Here is a 25768-nt window from a genome sequence, read left to right as displayed (position 1 = left end):
GATATCGTAGAAACGTGCATGCAGGTGAGGGTTAACAAAGTCCAGCAGAAGGCAAGCACGCTGAGCCTCCCTATTAGCGGGAGTAGCCTTCTAAGCGTTGTCTCTGTTACGCTCAATCAGCCATCAACACATGATTGAAAAAGCACACACATGGGTTCCAAAAAAGCAGACCAATAAGCCGCAGCAACCCCTCGTTTCTGTTGTTGCGGCAGCCTGACCGTCACTCAATCGACTCGACAGGCCGCCGTCAAATAAGCGTATTTGCACGGAGTTTCCTTGTGTCTGCTCAAAACCCTCGACAGTGGGCGTATAGCCTTCCGTTCGCGCTGGCGTTGCTGGCCCCTTTCAACCTTCTCGCGTCACTCGGCATGGATATTTATCTGCCGGTAGTACCCGCCATGCCGGGCATTCTGGATACCACACCCGACGTCGTTCAGCTTACATTGACGCTCTACATGATCATGCTCGGCGCTGGCCAAATCCTCTTTGGCCCGCTCTCAGACCGCATTGGCCGCCGCCCTATCCTAATAGGCGGCACCCTCGTATTTGTGGCCGCATCATTCTCCCTAGCGTTCACAACGATGGCCTGGTTATTCGTTGCACTCAGGCTGGTACAAGCCATGGGGGCAGCCGCCATGCTCGTCGCTATGTTCGCTACGGTGCGTGATGTTTACGCCAACACACCTGAAAGCGCGGTTATTTACAGCCTAATGAATGCCATGCTGGCTGTCGTACCTGCGCTGGGGCCTATTGCGGGTGCTTTGATCGCCCGTTATCTAGGCTGGAGCGCCCTATTTATCACCTTGGGCATCCTGGCTCTGCTTACACTCAGCTGCGCCTTCCCGAGATGGCATGAATCGCGCCAGGCATCCTCCACCACTCGCATGATAGATGTGGGGCGGGTGCTTAAAAGTACTCCGTTCTGGGTCTATACGGTCGCGTTTGGAACCGCTATGGGGGCATTCTTCGTGTTCTTCTCGACAGCCCCTAGAGTGCTCATCGAAGGCGCTGGTTTAACCGAGCTGGGGTTTAGCGTTGCCTTTGCCACGGTAGCCCTGGTTATGATCGTCACGGCGCGCTTTGCCGAACGTTTCGTAACGCGCTGGGGCATTCCAGGCTGCGCCCTGCGTGGCGCGTTGGTTCTGCTGATCAGCGCAGGCCTGCTGGGGCTGGGAGAAATGTTCTTCACACCAAGCCTTTGGTCGTTTGTCGTGCCCATGTGGCTGGCGGCGCTGGGCATTGTGTTCATCACTTCCGTCACCGCCAATGGCGCGCTACAAAACTTCAGCGACATGGCTGGCACGGCCGTGGCGCTACACTTTTGTATGCAAAGCCTGATCGTCGGCGGCATAGGAACTGCGGTGGTGGTAGTGCTGGATGGCAGCACGGCTTGGCCGCTAATCGCCTATACCGGTGGAATGGCAGCGCTGACTCTAGTGTTGCTCACCGGCCTAGCGCGTGCTGAATCACAAACGTAAGGGTAATGCCGCTTCTGGCGGAGGCATCAAGCTCAATCGCGCATCGTTAAGCGCTGAGTTCGTCTCCGCCTGGTAGCCATCACGGCCACTACCGCGATGCAAAGGGCAACGGCAACACCCGCCCACACAAAATGGGAAAGGCCGCTTAATCGCTCAAACAGTGGCGCGATGGCCAGACCACACACATAGCCGAGCGTGACCCAGGCCATCGCCCAGAGCAACGCTGAAATAGCATTGAGCAGGATAAATCGTGGCCATGGATAATCGGTCGTGCCAATCGTCACCGCACCGACCATGCGTAGCCCGTAAAGGAAGCGCAAGGAGAACGCGAAAACGTCCGGGTGGGCGTTGAACGTGTTCACTACACGCCCACCCGCTGCGCTTCCCTGCACCGAACGAACGATAGCGCTATTGCGCCCTCCATGCCCAAGCAGGAAGAACACTTGATCCGCCAGGAAAGAGCCCAACGCCAGGGCGATGATCGCGGGCCAAACGCCGATCAGGTGCTGATGAGACATGATGCCGCCCAGCATCGCGATGCCTTCGCCCTCCAAGCTCGCCCCCACGAACAAGCCGAAGCTGCCATAATTCGCCACCAAATGCTCAAGCGTCATTTGCGTTCATCCATAAAGTAACCCTGGAGCCGTGGGCGGCACGTAAACGCCATTTTTTATCGAGATTCGGGATGATGCGGAGAGTTGAATAGGGCTTTCTAGCGGCAGGCAGCTTATTCAATCTGCTAGAGGCATTCAACAGCAACGCACGCAGCCCACACCCATCAGTGCAGCTAAACCAGCAACCCGTTATTATCCTGCTAACTACTTCGCCTACTGGCATCATGCACACCACACCTACTCACTGGGCACGCTATGCATAACCTATGGATTCCCGTTGTCGCCATTTTCATCGTGGCAGGCCTGATATTCGGTGGCCAAGCCTACTCCGAGGCCCAGCGTGATGCGCACATCGCCGCAAGCATCTCGCAACGCCTCGGCAGCCAAACGCAGGCCGACATCTCGCATTTAAAACGCGTCAACAAGGGCTATGGGGTTTGCGGGGATTTTTACCTTGCCAACGTTGAGCATGGCCACTTTTACTACAACAGCGCCACCGAGCACCTAGCGCTAGGCACCGATGCGAAGCTGTATCACGACAACTGCGATAGGGTTTCTGACTAACTCCTTGGAACCTATCGTTCTCAACAGGCAACCCTAGCCCACCTCCACAGAGTAACGCGTGCTGCGCCCGCCGCCGGGAAGCTTGGAAAGGCAGCCTTTCTCCACTAGTTCTGCCAAATCCCGCGTGGCGGTGGCTTTACTCACCTTGGCAAGCGACTGGTACTTGCGGGCATTGATACCCTGAGCAAATTCTTCCCCTGCGGTATCCAGCAAGCGGTTCAGCACCTTAATTTGCCGTTCGTTCAGTACCTTAGTGGCATGTTGCTGCCAAAAGGTCGCTTTCACTAACACACGATCAATTCTTAACAGCGCCTGCTCAAGCGCCTCTTTTAGCGTATCGAGGAACCACAACAGCCAAGGCGTAATATCGAGGCTGCCTTTCTGGGTGTTTTCGAGGTAGTCGTAGTAAGCGCTTCGTCGCGCCATGATTGCCGCACTTAGAGAGTAGAAACGCACCGATTGTCGCTCTGCCTGCGCAAGCGCACGGTCGGTGACGGCGCGGGTGACGCGCCCATTGCCATCGTCAAAGGGGTGCAAGGTAACCAACCATAGATGTGCAATGCCCGCACGAACCAAGGCATCTAGCCCCTGCGGCGGATGGTTGAACCACGTCAGAAACGCATCTAATTCGGCATCCAACTGTTCACGGGGTGGCGCTTCGAAATGAACGGTAGGCCGATCCAGCCGTCCTGAGACTACCTGCATGGGATGATCACCGCGCAACTCGCCCACCCGTACCTGACTAATAAGGCCAGGGCCTTGCACAAACAGCATGGACTGCCACAGGCACAACCGCTCATGGGTCAGCGGCTCATCTAACTGACGCGTGGATTGCAGCAATAGCTCAACCAACGCCTCAGATTCTGGTGTTGTTCTGCCAGACATACCGGCCTGCTCGATGCCCAACTGGCGGGCAACGGAAGACCTAACAGAGCCAACATCCAGACGTTCGCCTTCGATTTCGCTGGTACGAATCGCGTTCTGGATTAGCGCATCCATCTCAACATCCAGATCTGCCTGCCCAGGCGCTACCTCGGTTTTACCCAACACGCGCCCTTGAAGCAGCCGCACGGCATCTAACGTAGGCCGCAGCGCGGATTCGTCCCACTCAAAATGCGGCCAATGTGGCTGTTCCCAGATATACATGAGCCGATCGCTCCGTCTATTCAGAGATATTATGAGCCGATTATGGTTTATATTCGGCTCATGGGCTAGTCAGGGAGTGGATTCTGATGGGAAAGAGACGACGTCATCCCATCTTCAGTATCAGCAGGGTTTAGGTCAAAAATAACTTTATCTTTTCATATCAAAAAATACATAATAAATTATGATATCAAAACATTTTTATGCCTCTAACCTTCAAGCAATAAGAATATATTTCGGGAATATTATCTGCATCTAGCATCACACCTTTAGAATATTCAGGATGATATAGTCTAGGCTGCGAGTAAACAACTTCAGAATGGTCTTCATAATCGAGATAATTTAAGGCCATAGCTAGAGCATGTGTTTTAGGGCCTAAAGGAATCATATCCATATTAAAACTTTTTTCTGAAACCTCATTTTTTCTAATTTCTTTTAGCCAGTCTAAAGCTGCAAACATATCCATTGCATGCACTCTTCTTATATTATTAGCTTTAGTTTCGCCAACTGAGGTAAGTGATATTTTATGCAATAAATTCCAATTTCTTCTGAAGCTAGGGGAGCCTGGAGGAAATGGAAACATATACTTCACATCTTTCACAGACCCCTGCTCTAGATAGTCATTTAAATTAAATGACATGTAACCAACACTAACTACTACTAAAGACTCCTTATAGTCGGTAGAAGTTTTAGCAAATCCAGGCAAAGCTGCTGGAGGCTCAGCATCCTCTGTAAGCTTACCCTCTTTATAACTACCTGCTCGTGTGTAACAAGCGACTAAGTTCTTAATAGCTTTTTCCCTAACCATTTTCTTAATTAAAAAAAAGAAAACTCTTTTAGGCAAAGCAGTAATATCAATAACAATTGAGTCACAGTTAGAATTTATTATCTCATTCGAAAAATCATTCCAATAGCTAGGCGAAACCAACAGATCCTCTTCGAAAAAATCTATTTTTCCCTTGAAATTATGTTGATATATATTTTTATTTTTCGACTTTGCATCAGAAATCTCATCTTTAAACTTGGCGTTGGGGGACGTTAAATCAATACACAGGACTTTATCGACCAGCTTTCTTTCTTTTAACTTCAGTGGTAATGCCAAGCAGCGTTCTTCAAAAGAATTTGAAGAAATAACAAGCCAATTTCTTTTATCTAACTTGTCAAACATCCAATCAAATTTACCCCAAGGATGTATCATAGGCACGATTCACTCTCCAAAAAGGTCTTTTTGAATTGGTTTTACTTCTTCCGAAATATTTTCATCACTTTTATGTACAAAAGTAGAAAAGTTAGCCTCTAATTCAGCACTAGATATATAAATTGGTTCTTTAGTTCTAATATGAGGAATTCTAAAATAGGGGCATAGCAAGGGATGTAAATACCATTTTATTCTTAAAAGGCCATCCTTACTTTTTGAAGTATGATCGGATTCAACAAGATCTCCTTGATCACGACAGCTTTTAATTAACGAAATAATATCTTGTTCATTGCGTTCAAAATCGTACTTCAGCATTGAAAAACCATTATGCCCTGGATTTGAAAGGGCTTTATCATTCCTTACCTTTTTTGAAAACCATGAGCCTAAGAAACTTATAAACTCATAACGCCTATCCCCGTCAGCCCCTTCCTTCAACTTCTCTGACCATATGCGACTTGCCTCATAAATACCTATCATTTGTTTATCAACGCCAATTTTAGGTAAAGAGGTACGTTTCAAATCTTCATCAGAAGTGCTTCTTAACCAAGCAGACCATACTGCTCTACAGATGGTCATAAAAGCTAAAATATTAGAACCAGAAAGATTAACTATATGTCGTTTACCGCTCCAATATACCATTTCTCTCATTTCACCAGCTAACTGTACCAAAGCAATTTCGTTGCGCTCTTTTATCCAATATTTTTTTGCAATAGCATCAAATTCATTTTCAGGAGAGCTTGATAAACTAGTTTTTTTATTGACCTGTATTTTTTGATCGAGCCATGCTCTTAACATCCAAGCATCTAAAGGAGCGTTTTCCCATAACTCTTGAAGATATTCAACCCACTCTTCTGACAGCCCTTTAAAAAACTTAGCACTAGGTTTTTTTAGTCCTACATATTTTTTCGCTCTTTCTTGAGGAGATAAAGTATTCCCAAAAACATATGAAAGCATACTTCCATTCACTTTGTCAGACTTAAACTCATCACTATATACTTCAAGTCTTCTAACAAATACATCTTCAGCAAATGCTTCGAATGGAGCGCCCAAAGATGGATTCTCATGCTTCCTAAACATATAATCGATATCAATTGTGGTATAATCTCTCATATTTTCTAAATGAGCACCACTTCCCCATACCTTTATATTGGTTCCCCAAGCATAATGTCTTGTTCCAACTCTATAAGCAACACGACCATCACGCATTGCCAAAGCTCTGTTAATCACTTCTCGGTATACATCTGCGTGGCCGGTGCTTTTCTCTAACTCATAAAGTTCTTCGTGCTGATCTATCCTTAAAAAAACTTTCGTTTTAAGTGGAATAATACCTGACACTCGAAGAGCTTCAGCAAAAACTGCCACTGGCTCTCCAATAATAGTTTTACTTGCTTCTATTTCTCGGGGAAGCTCATCTGAGTTAAAATTAAAATAACGCCGATATATAGAAATTCTATTTTTTATTTTCTTTACCAAATCTAAAAAACTATGACAATCATTTAAGTACCCCTCCCAGACTTCATTTTCTTTTAACAACTTCAAAAAAACCATTTCTTCAGGTTCATTTATTGAAATTTTTAAAAAAGAAGATAGGACATTATCTTTTATTTGCTCTTCTTTAAGATAAACAACATTGTCCACAAGATCATTTAAAAGAAGAAAATTTAAATAATCTGAGAAAGTAGCAGCGGCCCACTCCTTTCGAACATTTTCTTTACACTCATTAACACGGGAAGATACAATTCGAACATTATCTTTTATTAAATGAACTCCTGCTGATATAAACTGATTATTATAACCTTTCGGGGCTGGGTAAGGCTGTTTAGCTCTTTCATAAGCAACTCTTGTTTTGGTATTCAGAAGCCCTAGCAGCATACTTTTACCACTACCTTGCCTTCCTTTAACAATCACATTTCCTGTACTGAATAAATCCTCAGCATGTGATGCTACGATTGGGCTAAACATCTTAACAAACTCACCTGGAGATAATATTTCAGTAACCCAAAGGTCATGAAAAGGATTATCAAACTTATTCATCTCTTTACCTCCGCCTCACGGTCAAATCGCGGAAAAACAGGATTCCAGCTATCCGTTACTTTATGATAGATAGGAGGAGTATTATTTGGACAGTTGCTATATAACACTATTAAACTGCCAGTTTTTTTCCAACCATATTCCTCACCATCCATTTTTTGATTAATAATATTATATCCGTTTTTTAAGACTACTCTTAACTGATCAAAAAAAGCTGGCTGCTGAGTTTGTAATTCTTCAGTTACCATACATACTTCAGGAACAATAGTTACAGGTTGATACTTAACATTAGCCCTACCAATAGCTTCTAACTTCCCTCTGATTTTTTTATCGCCTTGTGCACATATTACTAAAGGTATAATCAGAATAGGACCGTTAAATACAGATAATGCAAAGTTCAACAACCTTGCGGCCTGCCCACCGGACCCTATAAAATCTTCAATTAAAACCAAATATTTTAAATTTTCTTTATCACAAAAGTCTTTTATTTTACCAGGATCCCCTAAACTATTTAAACTCATCCAGTCAGGTCTAAGACTTTGCCCTTTTAGTCCAGTTAAATGTAAGAAACTATTAATTCTCAAACTATCACTGATCGGACAAGGCCAAATTTTTGCGAGCTCTTGATTTAAAATTCCTGTTGATTCAGCAGAAAAAATATCAATATTATTTTCATCTATTATCCATGGTTTTATTACGTGATCAAAGGCACAACGGTATAATTCATCAAACTCTGATTGCCCAGCAAAAAAGAAATATTCTATCGACTTAAAAGCAATCCACTGATCTTCTTCACTACGAAAACATTTTAACCATTCGTTGAGTCTGACAATGAAATCTCTGGATAGTCTAGCATTACTAGATCCTCTAGTGGGCTCATATTGATGATAGAGGTGCTCTGCTAAAGTTTCATATAAAGCCCGCAATGCACCTGCTTTCATTGGCCTATCTTTATCAAACTCCATGCTACGTTCAAGCTTTTCTATTACACTTAACTCACTATCCATTTAGCACCCCTAAATTATTTTTTTAATCTTCTCTGCAATCCCTTTTGCCATAACAGGTGGAATTGCATTTCCTATCATTTTAAACTGATCTCGCACATTACCAAAGAAAACATAATCATCTGGAAACCCTTGAATACGAGCAGCTTCCCTAGCACTAAATCCTCTATGCTCGACAGGGTGAAGAAAACATTTAGGATCTCCAAAACGGGTATCTACTGTATAAGATACACCATTAGGATCGGGCCGACGGTATTTACCATTAAAGGTGTTAGCCAAATCATAAAAATCGCCCACTTTTTTTAAATACTTCTTATCTATCAAATTTTCCAAACAACGTTCAATATCACAACTTACTTCTAAAGCGATACTTTTTACATCAACTGGATCTGCATCACCAAAATCTCTTTTCCTATTCCGTCTACGTAATTTCATTATTGTTTCAAGTATTTCCCTCTCAACTTCATCAACATAACCATATACTTCAGGTATATCCCAAGTATGAACTGAAGCAATGCCACCTCTTACATTACATAATTTTTTTCCAGGCAAAATTTTTGAAGAAATTATGTAATCTTTACTTTCATTACTTAACTGAACTGGATTATGATTTGGCAGATCAGCAATATCTGTTATACATTCAGCTAAAGTTTTTGCTTTTATTGAAAAATTAAAGACATCAAGATTTTTCTGCCCTTTACTCGCAATAACAAATACTCTTTTCCTCGATTGCGGCAATCCAAAGTCTCTTGCATCAACAATACGCGTAATTGTTCTATAGCCACTATTTTCTAATTTATCAATTATATAATTCCAATATTTTTTATGCTTTCCTTGTAGAAGACCAAGTACATTTTCTAGCACTATTATTTTTGGTTCAAGCTTCAAGGCTATTTCAACTGCTTTTTTTATCAAATTGTTTCGCGGATCTTCTATATCTCTTTTGCCAATTGTTGAAAATCCCTGGCAAGGAGAACCTGCTAATACGATGTCACAATGAATATTTTCAGAAAATTTTTCTAATGATAAATCGGCGATATGAGCATGGCTACCAATATTGTTTCGATAGTTTTCAACCGCCACATCCCATATATCATATGCAGCAATGGGGGTGAAACCTGCTTGGATAAATCCTAGATCCATCCCTCCACATCCAGAAAATAGGCTAACGAATTTATAGTTTTTCATAACACTCATACTACTGAATAAATATAGCTAATGAAACTTAAAAACCCGCCTATTGGCGGGTCTATAAAAGCATCTAACTGGGAAAAATCACTCCCACTCAATCGTAGCAGGCGGCTTGCTGCTCACATCATAGGTCACCCGCGAAACGCCTTCCAACTCATTGATAATTCGGTTGGAAACCTTCTCCAGCAGCTCGTAGGGCAGGTGCGCCCAGCGGGCGGTCATGAAGTCGATGGTTTCGACGGCGCGTAGCGCGATGACCCATTCGTAGCGGCGGCCGTCGCCTACGACGCCTACCGATTTCACCGGCAGGAACACGGCGAAGGCTTGGCTGGTTTTTTCGTACCAACCGGCGGCGCGCAGTTCTTCGATGTAGATGGCATCCGCATCGCGCAGAATGTCGGCGTACTCTTTCTTCACTTCGCCGAGAATCCGCACGCCCAGGCCGGGGCCAGGGAACGGGTGGCGGTAGACCATATCGTAGGGCAGGCCGAGTTCTAGGCCGAGTTTGCGCACTTCGTCTTTAAACAGTTCGCGCAGCGGCTCGACCAGCTTGAGCTTCATGGTTTCCGGCAGGCCACCCACGTTGTGGTGGGATTTGATCACGTGCGCTTTGCCGGTTTTCGAGGCGGCGGATTCGATCACGTCTGGGTAGATGGTGCCCTGGGCCAGGAACTCCACGCCTTCAATTTTACTGGCTTCTTCATCGAACACGTCGATAAAGGTGTTGCCGATGATTTTGCGCTTGGCTTCCGGGTCTTTCTCGCCTTCCAGCTTGCCGAGGAACAGCTCTTCGGCGTCTACGCGAATTACCTTTACGCCCATGTGCTTGGCGAAGGTTTCCATCACTTGGTCGCCTTCGTTCTTACGCAGCAGGCCGTTATCGACGAACACGCAGGTCAGCTGGTCGCCAATCGCTTTGTGCAGCAGCGCGGCCACAACAGAAGAGTCGACACCGCCGGAAAGGCCCAGCAGTACGTGGCGGTCGCCTACTTGCTCGCGTACGCGCTGTACTTGGTCTTCGATGATTTGCGCGGGCGTCCACAGCTTCTCGGCTTTACAGATATCCAGCACGAAGTGCTCGAGAATCCGCTGGCCTTGTAGGGTGTGGGTTACTTCCGGGTGGAACTGTACGCCGTAGAACTGCTTCTCTTCCCAGGCCATGGCCGCAATCGGGCAGCTTGGGGTAGAGGCGGTCACGGTGAAGGTGTCGGGGGCTTTGGCGACTTTATCGCCGTGGCTCATCCATACATCCAGCAGCGCGTTGCCGGTGGCGGCGTCTACGTGGTCTTTGATGTCTTTGAACAGTGCAGTTTCGGCGTCGATTTGAATCTGGGCGTAGCCAAACTCACGCTGGTTGGAGCCTTCTACCTTGCCGCCCAGCTGCTCGGCCATGGTTTGCATGCCGTAGCAGATACCAAACACCGGCAGGCCCATTTCGAACACGCACTGCGGGGCGCGGGGGGAATCCAGCTCGGTGACGGATTCCGGGCCACCGGCCAGGATGATGCCGTTGGGGTTGTATTCGCGAATCTCTTCTTCGGTGATATCGAAGGCGCGGATTTCAGAGAATACGCCGATTTCGCGAACCCGGCGGGCGATCAGCTGGGTGTACTGGGAGCCGAAGTCGAGAATCAGGATCTTATGGGCGTGAATGTCACTCATGGCGGAGCCTCTATAACGCGGAACGGGCCGCATTGGCTAAAAAGCAAGCGGCGGGGCAATGCCCGCCGCCGTGTAACTTAATGCGCTGGTTAGCTCACCCGGTAGTTGGGGGCTTCTTTGGTGATCTGCACGTCGTGAACGTGGGACTCGTTAAAGCCAGCGCCGGTGATTTGTACGAATTCCGGCTTGGTGCGCATTTCTTGAATATCGCGGCAGCCGGTGTAACCCATGGAGGCGCGCAGGCCGCCCATCAGCTGGTGGACGATAGCGCCCATCATGCCTTTATAGGGCACGCGACCTTCGATGCCTTCCGGTACCAGTTTTTCGGCACCGGCATCTTTGTCTTGGAAGTAGCGGTCGGCGCTGCCTTGGTTCTGGGACATCGCGCCCATGGAACCCATGCCGCGGTAGGCTTTGTAGGTACGGCCTTGGTAAAGCTCAACTTCACCCGGCGCTTCTTCGGTACCGGCCAGCAGGCCACCCACCATCACGGCGCTTGCGCCAGCGGCAATGGCTTTGGCTAGGTCGCCAGAGAAGCGAACGCCACCATCGGCAATCAGCGGAATGTCGAACTCTTTCAGCGCTTCGGCCACGTTAGAAACGGCGGTGATTTGCGGTACGCCTACACCTGCCACAATACGCGTGGTGCAGATGGAGCCGGGGCCAATGCCTACTTTCACAGCATCTGCGCCTGCTTCCGCCAGCGCTTTGGCAGCGGCACCTGTGGCGATGTTGCCGCCAATCACTTGAATTTGTGGGAAGTTCTCTTTGATCCAGCGAACGCGGTCAATCACGCCCTGGGAGTGGCCGTGGGCGGTGTCGACGATGATCACGTCAACGCCTGCTTCTGCCAGTGCCGCTACGCGGTCCGGGGTTTCCGGGCCGGTGCCTACCGCTGCGCCTACTAGCAGGCGGCCGTCGCTGTCTTTAGCGGCCATCGGGTAGGTGCGGGCTTTTTCGATGTCTTGGAAAGTCACCAAACCGCGCAGATGGAAGGCGTCATCGACAATCAGCATTTTCTCGATGCGGTGTTCGCGCATCTTGGCTTTGCTGGTTTCAAGGTCGGTGCCTTCTTTCACTGTTACCAGCCGCTCGCGGGGAGTCATAATGTCGGCAACGCTGTCGCCCACGTTGGGCTGGAAGCGCATGTCACGCTCGGTCACGATGCCTACCAGGGTTTCGCCTTCCACCACCGGGAAACCGGAGAAGCCGTTTTCGCGCGCCATGGCCAGCAGGTCTTCCAGCTTGGCTTTGGGGCTAACGGTGACCGGGTCTTTAACAATGACGCTTTCGTGCTTCTTCACCTTACGCACTTCAGCGGCCTGTTGGGCCATGGTCATGTTCTTGTGAATGATACCGATGCCGCCTTCCTGAGCCATCGCAATTGCTAGACGCGCTTCGGTCACGGTGTCCATTGCAGCGGAAAGCAGGGGAATATTCAGAAAGAGATTGCGGGTCAGGCGGGTTTTGAGGCTGACATCCTTTGGCAGAACGTCGGAGAAGCCGGGAACGAGGAGTACGTCATCGAACGTAAGCGCTTCTTGGGCCATACGTAGCATAGCGGCAACACCCATTGAGAAGTGGGAAGATGGGGCGTGAAAAGTTAATCGCCTATTATAACGTTTTGAGGGCCGCCCCAGCAATGCAGAGTCGCGGTTAGACTTATACCAATTGCTAATGACGTAGGTGGCGTGGCGGTCATATGCGCCGCTTGCGAGCACCCAGTGCCTCGTTTGAGGTATCGTGTCACCGAAGAAATGATCATTAAGGCCACCGATGGAACCGACAAGCACATCCCCCACTCCCAAAGCGCTCTCCGTGAGCCAACTCAACCAACGCGCCAAGCAAACCCTGGAGCGCGATGTGGGGGAAGTGTGGGTAGAGGGCGAGCTTTCTAACGTCTCCCGCCCGGCCTCGGGGCATATCTATTTCACCCTGAAAGACGACCGCGCGCAGATCCGCTGCGCGCTGTTTCGTCAGCGGGCGCGCTTTGTCGCCGCTCCCATGCGCGATGGCGACCAAGTGAAGCTACGCGGGCGGGTGTCACTGTTTGAACCACGGGGCGATTACCAACTTATTGCTGAGGCGGTGCAGGCCGCGGGCCTTGGCGAGCTGCTGGCGGCTTTTGAGCGTTTGAAAGCGCAGCTGGAAAGCGAAGGCGTGTTCGCCAATACGCGCCCCCTGCCCTTTCCACCGCGCAAGATTTTGATTTTAAGCTCCGCCACTGGGGCGGCCATTCGCGATGTGCTGGCTGTATTGGCCGCCCGCTGGCCGCTGGCGGACGTGACGCTGATTCCCGTACCGGTTCAGGGCGCTGAAGCCGCCCCGGCGATGATCTCGGCCCTGGGCCTGCTCAACCGGCAGGCGCGGCTAGACCCCGAGCAAGATGTGGTGCTGATCACCCGTGGCGGCGGCAGCCTGGAAGATCTCTGGGCGTTTAATAACGAGCATCTGGCGCGGGCGATTTTTCACTCCCGGCTGCCGGTGATGTCGGCGGTGGGCCACGAGGTGGATGTCACCCTAGCGGATTTTGCCGCCGATATGCGCGCCCCTACTCCATCCGCCGCCGCAGAACGGCTAGTGCCCGACCAGCACGCTCTAAAGCGCCAGCTCGCTCAAGCGGAACAGCGTTTGCACCGAAGCATGCAGGCGCGGTTAGAGCGGGATAGCCAGCGGCTAGATACCCTGCGCGCCCGCCTTCGCCACCCCGATGAGCAGCTGGCTCGCCAACGCCAGCATCTCACCACGCTGCACCAGCGCCTTACCCGCGCCATGCAGCAAACGCTCGCCCAGCAAAAAGCCCAAGCGGCCCAGCTCACCCGCCGCCTGGCCAGCCAGGATATGGCCCGGCTGCACCGCGCCGAAAGCGAGCGTATCAGCAGCCTACAGCGCCGTTTGGCCAGCGCCATGCAGCGCATGTTAGAAGCGCGGCAAGCACGCCTGCACAGCGCCGCCCGCGAGCTTAACGCCGTCAGCCCGCTGGCCGTACTCGGCCGCGGCTACGCCATCGCCCAAGATGAGCAGGGCCAAGTCATCCGCCGCGCCGAAGACACCCAGCCCGGCCAACTGCTCAAACTGCGCCTGGGCGAAGGCCGCCTCAACGTCGAAGTAAAACGGCGCTACAAGAAGCACTGAATTACCGCTCGGTAATCATTAGACGCCTTTAAATACAGAGATAGCAAAAAATTACCGTTCGGGAATATTTTGCCAGCAAGGTCATTGCCTTTCGGCTATTCTTACCGAACGGTAATTTATGAGAGGCACTCGCAATGGCGACTTCAACTCCTCCTGCGACCCTAGTACGCACCTCACAAGAACTCGGCGCGCTGATAAAACAGGTGCGCCAATCCCAAGCGCTACTGCAAAGCGACGTGGCAGGCCTTGCCGGTACCGGCAACCGTTTTATTGTCGACCTGGAGCGCGGCAAGCCTACACTTCAACTGCAGAAGGTGCTCGATACACTCGACTTGATGGGCTTAGAGGTCGTGGTTCAGCGTAAAAATCCGTTTAATCGCTGGTAGTCTTATAAAGCTTCGCCTCAACGTCGAAGTAAAACGGCGCTACAAGAAGTAGCGCCGTGGCATGGGTGATGAGAGAAACGGGCGAATGAGCAGGAGTAACCGCTATGGCAGCGGCGGTTTGCGTGTTTCCGAGGTGTGCGAGGGGATGCTCGCCCCGGGTGTGGCGGGATTGTCACTGGTGGTCGTGTTGGTGCCTACGCCCTGAGTATTGCCCGACGGCGTGTTAGAGCCCGCTAACCCTGTGGCGTTATGTTGAGTGGGGTTATCGTGCTCATGCTGATGATGCTCGCGCTGTTCGTGGGCGTGCTGTTTGACCGATTCCGCTTTGTCGTGAATCGCGTGCTGCGCTTTATCCACTTCCGCCTCGCCCATTTTGGTCGCCTGATCCACGGCTTGGTTGCGGTACTCGCCCAGGGTTTCGTTCTCTTTACGCGTGATAGCGCTCATGCTGGCAAGCGCTGCCCCCAGGGCAAACCCTAGTGCGCCAACCACTAGCGGGTGGTCTTGAATAAAATCGGCGGAGCGGTCGCTGGCTTGATGGGCGCGCTCTTTCATGTGGTCCATCCGGTCATGAACCCCCTGCTGGGCATGGGACATGGAATCGTGCATACGACCTCCCATTTGATGGGCTGTTTCGCCCACGTGGTGCGCGGCCCCTTGGGCAGTATGGCTAATGTGACGGGCGCGCTCTGTGATGCTGTGACCATGGTTGCTCGCATCACTACGCGGGTCGTGTTGCCCGGCACTAAAACGAGATGGGTACATCACTTCATCAGGATGCGGTGGCGTGACATGCACATCGGTGGCATAGCCGTGAGTAGGGCCGTGGGCATGGCCGCTTTGCGGCTGACTTTGGCTGAGCATTAACCAGCCAAGCCCTGCGCCGGTCAGCAGCGTCGGCACCGGGTTTTGCTTTACGGTGGTGCCTAGGTTGGCAAAAAACTCGTTGGCTCCGCCGTGGCGCAGGTAGTCGTAAGTGCTGTGCAGCCACTGCTCTGGCGAAAAGCGCTCTTCGATTTGATGTAACGTGGCGTCTAGCCGCTCGCGAGATTGATGAATCTCTTTTTCGATCTCGTCCGGATCACGCTGTGCCTGGCTGTGCGAATGTTCGTGCTCGCTCATTTCACTTCCTCCTTGATGTGCTGCTTGGCCATCGCTTTATCAGTGCGCAGGCTATTCATGGTGCGGTTCGGCATCAGTCCTTGGGCGTTTAGGCTCTTTAACCCAGCCTTGAGCATCACTACGCCAATCAGCGTCACCGCCGCCCCCACCACCACGGTCGATAACCAGGGCCGCGTTTCAGGGGGCAGCACTTCATTTAACAGCATCACCAGTGCTGCCAGCAGGGTTAAAAAACCGCCGAACAGCACGGCCCCCGCCGTGGCAATGGCCCCAACGCTCACCATCGCTTGGTGGGTTTTTTCCGACATTTCGGCTTTGGCGAGCGCTGCCTCGCCGCGTACCAGGGCGGTCACTTCGTTGAGTAACGTGGATAGCAGCGTGCCTACTGAGCTGCTCTTTTGGCTATCTGATTCCATTCTTAATCTCCCGCTTCCTGCATGAAGAGTGATGTAAGCGCTTGGTTAGAAGGGTTGTTTAAAGCGCTTGGCCGGGAACATGGGGTTCAGAAGATGCAGCAGGCTCAGGCGCGTTCACCGGGGAGCTGCGCAGAAAGCGCGTGACCAAAAAGCCAGCGGCAATGGCACCGCCAATAAACATGGCGGGTTCGCGGCGGCCATAGTCTTCCACTGAGCGGCAGAGGCTGTGCAGGTCTTTATCCCGCATATGTTGAGATAAACGCTCGGTGTGGCCCGCCAGTTTTCTGGCCTGTTCCGAACAAAAGGGTTGCTGCTGACGGTCAAACTCATCCGCTGCGTTATTTAGTACGGTACCCAGGGTATGAGTGTGATTGGCGGCGTTGTCACGCTGGCGTTCAAACACGCTTTCAGCCTGTTCGCGAGCGGCGTCTTTTATCTCGTCAGCGCTTTGCTGACCTTTTTGTTTCATCGTTTCGTAGTCGGTTTGGTGGTGTCCGGTGTGATGGTCAGTGGTATCGTGATGCGGTCCTTGATCATTCATGGTGACGTTCTCCGTGTCAGTGAAACCTCATCAGAACTATAGCGAGCATGCGCTAGCTTTCCATTTAAAACGACCGAATTAATAAATAGCACCGACAACTTGAATAAACATTAAAACCCGACTCAAAACTATATAAACCTCACTATCAAAAAACAAAAAGGCGCTATTCAATAGCGCCTTTAGCTAAGGTTCACTTAATTATTTCTTATCTGACTTTTTATCCGATTTCTTGTCCGCATCACGGTTAACGTGGTGTGTGTCGGGCATTGGATTTGCATCGTCATGATGGTCATCGCGCTGGTCTTTTTTCTGGCCATTTTTATCAGGGGACATAATACCTCCTACTCCTTGGTGGTTATCAAGATCGTCACTGGGGTGAAGCCTCACTTACTATAGCTGCTGCCAGGGCGATTGCCATGGAAAGCAATCACCCTAACATCATCATGACGGCCTTACAGTGTAAATAAAACACTGATAACAACCAGTTAAAAAAACAAAAATGAATAAACTCCTATTTATATTCTATTTAAATAGCCTTTATTAATTCTTACTATTCCAGATAACGGATGTGCCCGCTTTATTTGCCTTACCCTTCACCTTTGGTCTACGTTAAAGGCGCAACGCTAGGCAGCCAGCCACCCGAGGAACCGGGCCGCCCTGCCTATTCACTAAGCGATTCGTGCACACAAAGGAGTGACCGCACATGAGCGACCAGCAGCAGCCCCCACAGCATCAGAACAAGCAGCCCGGCGATGAACATGCCATGCGCCCAGCACCTGAATACATTCGCGAGAGCTATCGCGGCGCTGAAAAACTGCTCGATAAAGTGGCCATTATTACCGGCGGAGACAGCGGTATTGGCCGCGCCGTTGCCGTGCACTACGCCCGCGAAGGGGCGGATAGCGTGATCGTGCATCTCAAAGAGACCAAAGACGCCGAGGAAACCAAGCGGCTAGTGGAAGCAGAAGGCCGTCGCTGCTTGGTCTTGAAAGGCGATGTGGCCGCCCCGGCGTTTTGCCGCGAGATTGTTAAGCGCACCCTCAGCCATTTCGGCAAGATCAATATGGTGATTCATAACGCCGCCGAACAGTACGACTGGGACGACATTACCGAGATCCCCGACGAGCAGTTAATGCGCACCTTCCAAACCAATATTTTCAGCCACTTTTACCTGACCAAAGCAGCGCTGCCCCATTTGAGTGAGGGCGATACAATCATTGCCACCTCGTCCATCAATGCGTTCAAGGGCAACGACACGCTGATTGACTACACCGCCACCAAAGGTGCCATTCAGGGCTTAGTACGTTCGTTGGCCATGTCGCTGATGGATCGTGGGATTCGCGTCAACGCCGTGGCCCCAGGGCCTATCTGGACGCCGCTGATACCAGCAAGTTTTGAAGAGGATAAAGTCGCGGAGTTCGGCAACCAAGTGCCGATGAAACGCCCTGGCCAGCCTAGCGAAATCGGCCCGGCGTATGTCTATTTGGCCAGCGAAGAGTCGTCTTATATGAGTGGCCAAACACTGCACTTAAATGGCGGCGTGATTCTCAATACTTAGCCAGCCTTCTGGGGCGGCATGGCCGCCCCAACCTACCACTCACTCTTCACCTTTTTCCACTCACTAACGTTTACCCCGCCAAATTTTTCACTAACACCTTAGATTTACGGGCGTGGTTATAGGCTTCGCGTTTTAAAGGCGGTAGGTCTTCCAGGCTTGCGGCGCGGAAGCCGCGCTCTACAAACCAGTGGGCGGTGTGGGTGGTGAGTACGAACATTTCGGAAAGCCCGCGCTGGCGGGCGCGCCGTTCCAAGGCTTCGACCAAGCGCTCGCCCCGCTCTCCCCCTCGGTAGTTACCATGCACCGCCACGCAGGCGAGCTCACCGATAGTGGTCTCTGGGAAGACGTGCAGCGCCGCGCAGCCGATCACCATGCCGTCACGCTCAATCACCATGTAATCATCAATTTCGTGCTCTAGCCGCTCGCGGGAGCGCGCCACCAGCATCCCGCGCCGCTCTAGCGGTTCGAGCAGCTCCAGTAGCCCCGCTACATCGTTAAGCGTGGCAGGGCGCAGCTGTTCGTAGCGGTGCTGGGTGATCATGGTGCCTACGCCGTCGCGGGTAAACAGCTCGCCCAGCAGCGCGTCGTGGTTGCGCCACGAGAGTAAGTGAGTGCGTGCCACGCCCTCCCGTGCAGCGGTGCAGGCAGCACTTAAATGGCGTGCTAATTCGCTGCCCGGCACGGCATGTTGCAAGCGTGGCTCGGCCTCAAAGGGGGAAAGCTGGCGCAATAGCGCGCCCTGTTCATCCTCCAACCCTTCCGATTCGCCCAGCAGAATCAGCTTATCGGCCTTTAGCGCCACCGCAGCGTGCTGGGCCACTTCTGAGGCGTCTAAATCAAACACTTCTCCGGTGCTGGAAAACCCTAACGGGGGCAGTAACACCAGCGAGCCTTTTTCCAGCAGCCCTTCAATGGCGCTAGCGCGCACCCGGCGCACTTCGCCACTGTGGTCAAAATCGACGCCTTCACGCACGCCAAGCGGCTTGGCGGTGACCAAGTTGCCGGAAATCACGCTGAGCTCCACGCCGTGCAGCGGCGTGCTAGGCAGCCCCAGGGAAAGCCGGGCTTCCAGCCATAATCGCTGGTGCGCCGCTACCTGCTCAACGTGGGCCATCACTGCACGGTCGGCCACCCAGCGGCCATCTACCCGGGTGGGTTCTACGCCCGCTGCCGTGAGCGCCTCGTGCACCTGGGGGCGAATACCGAATACCACTACCAAGCGCACACCCAGCGTATGCAGTAGCGCTAAATCCTGGATGAGCTGCTCCCCTCGCCCAGACGCCATGGCTTCGCCCTCAATTAAGATGACAAAGGTTCGGCCTCGGTGCGCATTAATGTACGGGGAGGCGTTACGAAACCAATCAACAAAGGGGAACCGAGTATCCAAGGGCCGCTCTCCGGCAGCAGGTGAATGAAAGTAACCACGCTTACTTTAACAGAGCATAAAAAACAGCGGCACCTTCTATTGCAACGATCGCCTATCAAGACCGGTTGCAAAGAAAGTGCCGCTGTTAAGCTGGGTAACCCTGAGCCCGCAGGCGTTGGTTAGCCAAACATGCCTTTGAACATAAAGAAGAACAGAATCGCCAAACCAGCACCCGCTGGCAGCGTAATCAGCCAAGACATCACAATGGTGCCAATGACACGTAGGTTAAGTGCTGCCATACCCCGCGCTAAACCAACACCCAAAATAGCGCCGACTAGCGTGTGCGTCGTGGAGATCGGCAAGCCGGTACCGGAAGCCAGTACTACCGTGGTGGCTGCCGCCAGTGTGGCCGCAAAGCCACGGCTGGGGGTCAATTCGGTAATGCCGGTGCCTACTGTCGCAATCACTTTGTGGCCGTAAGTCACCAGACCAAATACGATGCCACCACCGCCTAGAATCAGTACCCACCAAGGCACCAGCGCAGCGCTATCAATCACGCCTTCGCTGCGTACCACGCTGATCACCGCGGCTAATGGGCCCACGGCGTTCGCCACGTCGTTAGAACCATGGGCAAACGCCATGGCACACGCAGTGAAGATCATGAGCACACCAAACACCCGCTCGACGTTGGCGTAGCCAAAGTGGTCGTTGGCGTTTTTCTCATACTTGATACGTCGCTGCATCACGACGCCCAAGCCCATGATGGCCACACCCAGCAGAAGCGACAGCAGGAAGCTTTGGCCGAAAGAGAGATCCAACCCAACGTGGGTCAGGCCTTTGGTCAGCGTTACCATGGAGACAATAAAGCCGACCAGGAACACATAGCCCGGCACGTATCGCTTGGCCGCCGCAAAGGGATCGTTACTTTCAAAAATCAGGTGATGAACGGACTTAAACAGCACAAAACCAATGGTACCGGCCAGCAGCGGGGAAACAACCCAGCTAGAGGCAATCGTACCAACGCGGCTCCATGCCACCGCTTCAACGCCAAGACCTACGGCCCCAAAGCCCACAATCGCCCCCACAATGGAGTGGGTAGTGGACACGGGCCAGCCCCGTGCTGAAGCAATCATCAACCAGATGGCCGCCGCCAATAGGGCGGACAGCATGCCGTACACCAGCAGCTGCGGATTGGCTTCTAACAGAACAGGATCAAGCATCCCGCCGCGAATCGTGGCCGTCACTTCACCACCGGCCAACCACGCGCCTAGAAACTCAAAAATGACCGCGATAATAATGGCTTGTTTGATGGTGATCGCCTTGGACCCCACCGAGGTGCCCATGGCGTTCGCCACATCGTTAGCACCCACACCCCACGCCATGAAGAAACCAAACAAACAGGCAAGGATGATAAAAATTTCGCCGTGCTGGGCAATAATCTGCATGGGATCCCCTTAGCGAGCGGTCAAAATCTGCAGGCGACTGCCCACACGTTCAGCGCGATCAGACAGCTCGCCTACCCAGTCGATAATCTTGTAAAGGAAGATCACATCGACCGGCGGTAGCTGGCTTTCAAGCTCAAACAAGCGGCGACGAATAGCCACCTGCTGGTCATCGGCTTGGTGCTCAAGCGTGTGCAACTCGCGGATCATGTTTTGCATGACATCCGATACGTTGCGACCAAAACCGGATTCGAGCAGGTCTTTCAGCTCTTCAAGGGCTTGGCGTGCCTGAGCAACACAGGCCACGCTGGTGACCATGTATTCACGCATGAGATCCGCCAGCTCATCGGGCACGCGCATTTTACGGCCCAGCATAATGCCGGTAATGTCGCGTACCTTGTTGGCGATCTTGTCCTGTACGCTAATCAAATCAAGCAGGTCAGAGCGCGATACCGGTAAGAACATGGTATTGGGGAGGTTAAGCCGTAATTCTGTTTTCAGGGTGTCGGCGTCGTGCTCTAAGCGCGTCACGTTCTCGCGCAGTTCAGCCGCGGTGTCCCAATCACCGGCAAGTGTTGCCTCAAAGAATGGCAGCAGTTGGTCGGCGCATTCATTGGCCTTGACGATGTGGGCCAGCAACGGCTGGAATGGCGAGCGGCCAAACATCGCGGAAAAAGGGTTGGAGGTTACCATATAGCCTTTAGCCTGTTTTCGGGGAGCCTGGAAATGGCGGGCATCAGTATAAAGAGTGCGTCCGCCGCCGTCATGAAAAGTTCATAATGTCATCAAAATTTAACCAAACTGTCACAACAATGAGGTGGCGATTGTCATGAAAAATACGAATGAAGTGTCAGCGCCAACAGAAATAGAGCTAAAGTTGGCGCTTTCGCCCACACAGCTTGGTGCCCTGCTCAGCCATCCTGTATTGGCTAATGCATCACAAGAAAAACAAACGCTTACCAATACCTATTTTGATACACCCAGTGGCCACCTTGCCGCCGCTAACGTCGCCGTTCGCTTACGCAGGCTGGGCGAGCGCGTGCTACAAACAGTCAAAACCGCAGGCCATGGCGGCGGCGGGCTCTCCAGCCGACAAGAGTGGGAATGGCAAGTTCCTGAACACACCCTAGACCATACTGCTCTGGCTAACCTGCCACCGTTTCAAGACACCTTGGCGGGTACCATCGCTCAGTTGCGTCCCACGTTAGGCACTGACTTTACTCGCCGCAGTTGGCAGCTTGTTTGGCAAGAGAGCCATATCGAGTTGGTATTCGATGAGGGTGAGATCGTTTGCGGTGAGGCACGCGTACCCATTTGCGAAGTGGAGCTAGAGCTAAAAGCAGGCGACCCCCAGGCCTTGTGGACGCTGGCAATCGCGCTGGCCAACCAAGTGCCGCTACGGCCTTCCGATAGCAGCAAAGCGGCTCGTGGTAATGCATTAGGTAGCCAGCAGTGGCAGCTACCCAACGCCACTCACCCCGCCGAATGGCTGCATCGTGCGACGGTTGCTTTGGATGCCTATCACGATAGCCATAACGCTGAACACTTAACCGCAGCACAACAGGCGCTAGCAACGCTAGCCACACACGCTGAGCTGGATGACGCGAGCCGGGCAGATGCCGCCATACTCCCCACTGCATTAGATAGTGCCGGCATGCCAACCACGGCCTATGGCGTGGCGGCGTTACAGCTGGCCCGTCGCTTGGCACACGAAACCGCGCTACGCTAAACACGTTTTCACGATTCATTAAGCCCACTTCAGGATGACGCGATGAGCTTTCCACTCACCCCTGGTGCCGAAGGACTCCGCGCCCGGCTGTTTCATATTATTTTTGAGTCCGATACGCCGGGTGCCAAGGCGTTCGATATCGCCTTGATCATCGCGATCATTTTGAGCGTTGCGGTGATTTTGCTGGGCAGCATTGAGATCTATGCCGAACGCTACGGGCATATTTTTTTCTATATCGAGTGGGCCTTTACGCTGCTGTTTAGCCTGGAACTGCTGGTACGGCTCTACTGCCTGGAACGCCCCACGGTTTATTTGAAAAGTTTTTATGGCATCGTCGATTTGGTGGCCATCATTCCTACCTGGCTGGTGCTGCTGGTGCCGGGTGCCCATGGGCTGGTGATTGTGCGGATTTTGCGGGTGCTGCGTATCTTCCGCATTTTGCGGCTGATGGAGTTTGTCGGGGAAGGCAGGCTGCTGCTGGATGCGCTCAAGCGTAGTCTGCGCCAGATCCTGCTCTTTTTTAGCAGTATTTTAATGGTAGTCACGCTATTTGCTGCGTTGATGTACACCATTGAGTCACCGGAATCGGGCTTTACCAGTATTCCCATGTCGATGTATTGGGCCATCGTGAGTATGACGACCGTGGGGTATGGGGATATTGTGCCCGCCACCCCGCTGGGCAAAGCGATCACGGTCATCCTGATGTTAATTGGTTACTCGATTATCGCCGTGCCGACGGGGGTGTTTTCCGCCCAGGTGATTCGTTCGATTCGTGAAGACCGCTACTCTGAAGAGGCCTGCCCCGGTTGTGGCCACGACCGCCATGAAAAGCGCGCCCGCTACTGCCTGCGCTGCGGCACGTGGCTAGACGAAAACAGCGAAGACCCGCGCAAAAAAGCACACAAGGATAGTACCGACGATGAGTCAGCCAGCGAGGATAAATAGCGCCTCGCCCCTACGAAAACGGGGGCGCTAAGCGCCCCCGTTTTCGTGATTCCCAACCCCCGCTTACTCTTGAAACGGCGTCACGTCTCCACGACCGACGCGCACAATTTTGGGCGGCAGCTCGCGTAAATCAATCACGCTGGTGGGGTCGAGATGGCAGGCTCCGCCATCAATAATCAAATCCAGATGGGCACCAAAGCGTTCACGAATCTCTTCTGGGTCGCTCATGGGCAGCGCTTCACCTACTGGAATTAGCGTCACGCTCATCAGCGGCCCGCCTAGCGCTTCAAGCAGCGCGTGAGTAATTCGATGATCTGGCACTCGCACGCCGATAGAGCGGCGCTTGGGGTGTAGCAGAAGGCGCGGTACTTCGGTGGTGGCATCAAGAATATAGGTGTAGGGGCCAGGCGTGTGGGCTTTCAGCAGCCGGAACACCGCGTTATCCACTTTAGCGTAGGTGCCAATTTCGGAAAGGTCGGAACACACCAGGGTGAAGTTGTGCTTATCATCCAGCGAGCGCAGCCATTTGATTTTTTCGATGGCCTTCTTTTCGCCTAAATGGCAGCCCAGCGCGTAGCCTGAATCCGTGGGGTAGGCCACCACTCCGCCCTTACGAATAATCTCGGTGGCTTGGTCGATCAGCCGCTTTTGCGGGTTTTCCGGATGAATCTGAAAATATTGGCTCATCGCTCACTCCTGCCCGTAGGCATCTGTTAGCTAAGGTTTTTAGCGATATCTCTTTCAGCTTAGCTGATTCAACGGCTTAGCACCCAGCATACCGCTTGGGGCATCGCGCAGGTGGGATAAACGGGGATGCTGCCAAATAGGCGGCGCAGCGGTACGGGGCACTGGGCTCATACTGCCAGGCGCTGCATGGCTGCCAGGAAAGTGGAAATCACTGCCTAACGAGGCGTACAGTTCTCGCTCCACCAACTGGCGCGCCAAATCGCGGGTCATGTCAGGGTTTTGCTGGCCGCTGACCAGCTCCACGCCTTGCCCACCTGCGGCCATAAAGGTATCCATCAACAGGCCACGCTTGCGCCGGGTAAGCCCGTAGCGCAGCGGATGGGCAAGCACAGCCACACCGCCAGACGCCACGACCCAACCCACTGCTTCGCTAATTTCCGGCCAATGGGCTTTAACATCGCCTTTTTTGCCGCTGCCCAGGTAGCGCTTAAACGCGCCAGCCCAGTCGGCCACCACGCCTTCTGCTACTAACGCCCGGGCAAAATCGGGCCGCCCTAGCGGGCGGTCGCTGCCCGCCTGGGCGCGGGCTTTTTCCAGCGCATTAGGCAGGCCCATTTTTTCTAGCCGCTCGGCAATCACTTCGGCACGTTTAATACGCGCTTCGCGCTGCTGCTCAAGCCCTTCAATCATCGCCCCTTGTAGCCCACCGGGCATGAGGGCCACCACGTGAATATTAATGCCCTGCCAGCGGGTGGATAACTCACACCCCGGCACTAGGCAAAGCCCTGCCTGCTGGGCGGCGTGGCTCGCTTCTTCAACGCCGTCCATGGTGTCGTGGTCGGTGAGCGCCATGTGGGTCACACCACGTTCAGCGCATAAGGCCACCAGGTCAGCAGGAGAAAGCGCCCCGTCGGACGCGGTCGAGTGCATGTGCAGGTCGACCGAGTAGCGCTGGTCGGCATCGAACACGGCGGGAAGTTTTGAGGCAAGCGCATTAGGAAGTAGTGGCATTAGCATGACGCCGTGTGGCGAGTTTGTCAGAATAGGCGTGTTGAACACGAACAGGCTCGCCATGGTGCGCGCTAACCGGGGTGCGGTCAATGCTACGGCCGATACGTTGCCCCTGCCTTCAAGGAGTTATCCCCATGCTTTATGCCATTATCAGTGAAGATGTTGCTAACAGCTTAGAACGCCGCTTAGCAGCCCGTCCTGACCACCTCGCAAGGCTTGAAGCACTGCGCGATGAAGGTCGTCTTATTCTGGCTGGCCCGCACCCCGCCATTGATTCCGACAACCCCGGCGATGCGGGCTTTAGCGGCAGCTTAGTAGTGGCAGAATTCGACAGTTTAGAAGAGGCCCAAGCCTGGGCAGACGCCGACCCATACATCATCGCTGGGGTCTATGCCAAGGTAATTGTTAAGCCGTTCAAAAAAGTTTTGCCTTGACCCTTAGGGGCGAGTGTGGAGGGTCCGCCCGCTTTTTCACAGAGCCTGTGGAAAACTCTGTGAAAACCCGGCGGACGCTTTTCTATAAGCCAGAGATAGCGCCCCGATTAA

General features: G+C 52.4%; 25 protein-coding genes. 8 read left to right on the top strand and 17 right to left on the bottom strand.

Features of this window, described 5'->3' with window-relative positions:
• Positions 1-278: 278 nt before the first annotated feature.
• Positions 279-1478, top strand: a complete 1200-nt coding sequence (cml, locus tag IEW65_RS01645) for a CmlA/FloR family chloramphenicol efflux MFS transporter (RefSeq protein WP_188637773.1) — start codon at positions 279-281, stop codon at positions 1476-1478.
• Between the two features lie 32 nt (positions 1479-1510).
• Here the strand turns inward: cml and IEW65_RS01640 are convergent, their stop codons facing one another.
• Positions 1511-2092, bottom strand: a complete 582-nt coding sequence (locus IEW65_RS01640) for a DedA family protein (protein ID WP_188637772.1) — start codon at positions 2090-2092, stop codon at positions 1511-1513.
• A 255-nt stretch (positions 2093-2347) separates the two neighbouring features.
• Between IEW65_RS01640 and IEW65_RS01635 the strand changes: the two genes are divergently transcribed.
• Complete coding sequence (locus IEW65_RS01635; protein ID WP_188637771.1) at positions 2348-2656, top strand: hypothetical protein; 309 nt, start codon at positions 2348-2350, stop codon at positions 2654-2656.
• Between the two features lie 33 nt (positions 2657-2689).
• On the opposite strand, the gene IEW65_RS01630 is transcribed toward IEW65_RS01635, so the two are convergent.
• The 7 genes from IEW65_RS01630 to guaB all read right to left on the bottom strand — a co-directional run bounded on the left by IEW65_RS01630 (position 2690) and on the right by guaB (position 12444).
• Positions 2690-3802, bottom strand: coding sequence for a Fic family protein (locus IEW65_RS01630; protein WP_188637770.1), 1113 nt, complete (start codon positions 3800-3802; stop codon positions 2690-2692).
• 187 nt (positions 3803-3989) lie between these two features.
• Positions 3990-5003 carry a hypothetical protein gene (locus IEW65_RS01625; protein ID WP_188637769.1) on the bottom strand — a complete coding sequence of 338 codons (1014 nt, stop codon included), beginning with the start codon at positions 5001-5003 and terminating at the stop codon, positions 3990-3992.
• A gap of 3 nt (positions 5004-5006) precedes the next feature.
• Positions 5007-7031 (bottom strand): ORC-CDC6 family AAA ATPase, encoded by a 2025-nt coding sequence (locus IEW65_RS01620; protein WP_188637768.1) that lies wholly within the window; start codon positions 7029-7031, stop codon positions 5007-5009.
• Positions 7028-8035 (bottom strand): phosphoribosyltransferase-like protein, encoded by a 1008-nt coding sequence (locus IEW65_RS01615; RefSeq protein ID WP_188637767.1) that lies wholly within the window; start codon positions 8033-8035, stop codon positions 7028-7030. The genes IEW65_RS01620 and IEW65_RS01615 overlap by 4 nt, the downstream gene beginning before the upstream one ends.
• 9 nt (positions 8036-8044) lie before the next feature.
• Positions 8045-9220: a DNA cytosine methyltransferase gene (locus IEW65_RS01610; RefSeq protein WP_188637766.1), complete on the bottom strand. Its 1176-nt coding sequence runs from the start codon at positions 9218-9220 to the stop codon at positions 8045-8047.
• A gap of 87 nt (positions 9221-9307) precedes the next feature.
• Positions 9308-10885 (bottom strand): glutamine-hydrolyzing GMP synthase, encoded by a 1578-nt coding sequence (gene guaA / locus IEW65_RS01605; RefSeq protein WP_188637765.1) that lies wholly within the window; start codon positions 10883-10885, stop codon positions 9308-9310.
• An 89-nt stretch (positions 10886-10974) separates the two neighbouring features.
• Complete coding sequence (gene guaB / locus IEW65_RS01600; protein WP_188637764.1) at positions 10975-12444, bottom strand: IMP dehydrogenase; 1470 nt, start codon at positions 12442-12444, stop codon at positions 10975-10977.
• A gap of 217 nt (positions 12445-12661) precedes the next feature.
• Between guaB and xseA the strand changes: the two genes are divergently transcribed.
• Positions 12662-14020 carry an exodeoxyribonuclease VII large subunit gene (gene xseA, locus IEW65_RS01595; protein WP_188637763.1) on the top strand — a complete coding sequence of 453 codons (1359 nt, stop codon included), beginning with the start codon at positions 12662-12664 and terminating at the stop codon, positions 14018-14020.
• A 134-nt stretch (positions 14021-14154) separates the two neighbouring features.
• Positions 14155-14406: a helix-turn-helix domain-containing protein gene (locus IEW65_RS01590; RefSeq protein ID WP_188637762.1), complete on the top strand. Its 252-nt coding sequence runs from the start codon at positions 14155-14157 to the stop codon at positions 14404-14406.
• 102 nt (positions 14407-14508) lie between these two features.
• Here the strand turns inward: IEW65_RS01590 and IEW65_RS01585 are convergent, their stop codons facing one another.
• The 4 genes from IEW65_RS01585 to IEW65_RS17130 form a co-directional block, all read right to left on the bottom strand.
• A complete protein-coding gene (locus IEW65_RS01585; protein WP_188637761.1) occupies positions 14509-15528 on the bottom strand; it encodes a DUF3618 domain-containing protein in 1020 nt (339 codons plus the stop codon).
• Positions 15525-15944 carry a phage holin family protein gene (locus tag IEW65_RS01580; protein ID WP_188637760.1) on the bottom strand — a complete coding sequence of 140 codons (420 nt, stop codon included), beginning with the start codon at positions 15942-15944 and terminating at the stop codon, positions 15525-15527. The genes IEW65_RS01585 and IEW65_RS01580 overlap by 4 nt, the downstream gene beginning before the upstream one ends.
• A gap of 58 nt (positions 15945-16002) precedes the next feature.
• On the bottom strand, positions 16003-16485 hold the full coding sequence (locus IEW65_RS01575; protein WP_188637759.1) for a hypothetical protein: 483 nt from the start codon (positions 16483-16485) through the stop codon (positions 16003-16005).
• A 198-nt stretch (positions 16486-16683) separates the two neighbouring features.
• Positions 16684-16818: a hypothetical protein gene (locus IEW65_RS17130; RefSeq protein WP_268234690.1), complete on the bottom strand. Its 135-nt coding sequence runs from the start codon at positions 16816-16818 to the stop codon at positions 16684-16686.
• A gap of 370 nt (positions 16819-17188) precedes the next feature.
• On the opposite strand from IEW65_RS17130, the gene IEW65_RS01570 reads away from it, so the two are divergent.
• Complete coding sequence (locus tag IEW65_RS01570; protein WP_188637758.1) at positions 17189-18043, top strand: SDR family oxidoreductase; 855 nt, start codon at positions 17189-17191, stop codon at positions 18041-18043.
• 70 nt (positions 18044-18113) lie between these two features.
• On the opposite strand, the gene argA is transcribed toward IEW65_RS01570, so the two are convergent.
• The 3 genes from argA to IEW65_RS01555 all read right to left on the bottom strand — a co-directional run bounded on the left by argA (position 18114) and on the right by IEW65_RS01555 (position 21544).
• Positions 18114-19430, bottom strand: a complete 1317-nt coding sequence (gene argA / locus IEW65_RS01565) for an amino-acid N-acetyltransferase (protein WP_188637757.1) — start codon at positions 19428-19430, stop codon at positions 18114-18116.
• 158 nt (positions 19431-19588) lie between these two features.
• Positions 19589-20854, bottom strand: a complete 1266-nt coding sequence (locus IEW65_RS01560) for an inorganic phosphate transporter (RefSeq protein ID WP_188637756.1) — start codon at positions 20852-20854, stop codon at positions 19589-19591.
• Between the two features lie 9 nt (positions 20855-20863).
• Positions 20864-21544: a TIGR00153 family protein gene (locus tag IEW65_RS01555; RefSeq protein ID WP_188637755.1), complete on the bottom strand. Its 681-nt coding sequence runs from the start codon at positions 21542-21544 to the stop codon at positions 20864-20866.
• Positions 21545-21680: 136 nt separating this feature from the next.
• On the opposite strand from IEW65_RS01555, the gene IEW65_RS01550 reads away from it, so the two are divergent.
• Positions 21681-22580 (top strand): CYTH domain-containing protein, encoded by a 900-nt coding sequence (locus IEW65_RS01550; RefSeq protein WP_188637754.1) that lies wholly within the window; start codon positions 21681-21683, stop codon positions 22578-22580.
• Between the two features lie 42 nt (positions 22581-22622).
• Entirely contained in the window at positions 22623-23525 is a 903-nt protein-coding gene (locus IEW65_RS01545; protein ID WP_188637753.1) for an ion transporter, read from the top strand.
• A 63-nt stretch (positions 23526-23588) separates the two neighbouring features.
• Here IEW65_RS01545 and IEW65_RS01540 read toward each other — a convergent pair whose 3' ends face one another.
• On the bottom strand, positions 23589-24212 hold the full coding sequence (locus tag IEW65_RS01540) for an L-threonylcarbamoyladenylate synthase (RefSeq protein ID WP_188637752.1): 624 nt from the start codon (positions 24210-24212) through the stop codon (positions 23589-23591).
• A 54-nt stretch (positions 24213-24266) separates the two neighbouring features.
• Positions 24267-25223 (bottom strand): PHP domain-containing protein, encoded by a 957-nt coding sequence (locus IEW65_RS01535; protein ID WP_188637751.1) that lies wholly within the window; start codon positions 25221-25223, stop codon positions 24267-24269.
• A 134-nt stretch (positions 25224-25357) separates the two neighbouring features.
• On the opposite strand from IEW65_RS01535, the gene IEW65_RS01530 reads away from it, so the two are divergent.
• Positions 25358-25657 (top strand): YciI family protein, encoded by a 300-nt coding sequence (locus tag IEW65_RS01530; RefSeq protein WP_188637750.1) that lies wholly within the window; start codon positions 25358-25360, stop codon positions 25655-25657.
• The last annotated feature ends 111 nt before the right edge of the window (positions 25658-25768 follow it).

The sequence above is a fragment of the Vreelandella lutescens genome, from assembly GCF_014640815.1.
Taxonomy (GTDB): Bacteria; Pseudomonadota; Gammaproteobacteria; order Pseudomonadales; family Halomonadaceae; genus Vreelandella; species Vreelandella lutescens.
This window is presented reverse-complemented; position numbering and strand designations above follow the sequence as displayed.